Genomic DNA, 1395 nt, shown 5'->3' with positions numbered 1-1395 from the left:
CTAGTGTGATGCGCCTGAAATTGCAGGCTTAAGTCTGTAGTCTGTTTTCATGTCTCGGGGTCCTCGTGCCGTCGAAGTTGTGCTGTCCGATGAGGAGCGCGCCGAGTTGCTGCGCTGGGCGGGTGGGGCGGTGGCGCCGCGTCTCGTCGAGCGGGCACGTATCGTCTTGGCGTGCGCGGACGGGAAGCCGAATACGCGTGTGGCGGCGGAGTTCAACGTCACCGCGGACACAGTGAGGAAGTGGCGCTCGCGGTTTGCTGCCCGGCGGATGGCCGGGCTTGCGGATGAGCCGCGGCCGGGCCGGCGCAAGTCGGAACTGGTGCTCAGTGATGACGAACGGGCTCAGCTGACGCGCCTGGCGAGGCGCGCGAAGACTGCACAGTTCCTGGCTCTGCGCGCGAGGATCGTGCTGCGGTGCGCGGAGGGCGGGACGAACAAGCAGGTGGCGGCCGAACTGGGTGTGAGCGAGCAGTCGGTGAACCGCTGGCGGGCCCGGTTCGTGAAGCGGCGGCTGGACGGACTGGTCGACGAGCCGCGCCCCGGTCGGCCGCCTTCCATCCTGCTCGACCAGGTCGAGGACGTTGTCGTCGCGACGCTGGAATCCACTCCGGGCCAGGACACCCACTGGTCGCGTGCCTCCATGGCCGCTCGCACCGGGTTGTCGAAGTCCACCATCGGGCGGATTTGGAAGAAGTTCGACCTCAAGCCGCACCTGCAGGATGCCTTCAAGCTCTCCACCGACCCGCAGTTCGTCGCGAAGGTCGTCGACGTCGTCGGCCTCTATCACAACCCGCCGGAGAAGGCCGTGGTGTTGTGCGTGGACGAGAAGAGCCAGATTCAGGCGCTGGACCGCTCGCAGCCGGTGCTGCCGATGATGCCGGGCATGCCCGAACGGCGCACCCACGACTATCTGCGGCACGGCATCACCAGCCTGTTCGCCGCCTTCAACATCGCCGACGGCACTGTCATCGGTGAACTCCACCGCCGCCACCGGGCCGTCGAGTTCAAGAAGTTCCTCGTCACGATAGACAAGGCGGTTCCCGTCGGACTCGATGTGCACCTGGTGTGCGACAACTACGCCACCCACAACACCCCAGAGATCAAGACCTGGCTCGGCAAGCACCCCCGCTTCCATGTCCACTTCACTCCGACCGGCTCCTCCTGGATCAACCAGGTCGAGCGGTGGTTCGGCCTGCTGACAGACAAGCTCATCCGTCGTGGCGTCCACACCTCGGTGAAGGCGCTGGAGGATGACATCAGCGCCTGGATCGACTCGTGGAACGAGAACCCCAGGCCCTTCACCTGGACCAAGACCGCCGACGAGATCCTCAAATCTCTCGCCGACTACCTCACCAAGGTCACTCCGCCAGCCACTCAAAACCAGCAAGAGATTTA

The 1395-nt window shown here is 65.0% G+C and carries 1 protein-coding gene; it reads left to right on the top strand.

Annotation, left to right across the window (positions count from 1 at the left end; translation table 11 throughout):
• Positions 1 to 49: 49 nt before the first annotated feature.
• Positions 50 to 1395: IS630 family transposase (locus ACZ7L1_RS39225; RefSeq protein ID WP_471444495.1), on the top strand; the 1346-nt coding region annotated here is incomplete at its 3' end.

The sequence above is a fragment of the Streptomyces sp. NPDC107546 genome (assembly GCF_055639175.1).
Note: the sequence above shows the minus strand (reverse complement) of the source record. Positions and strands in the feature narration are given on the sequence as shown.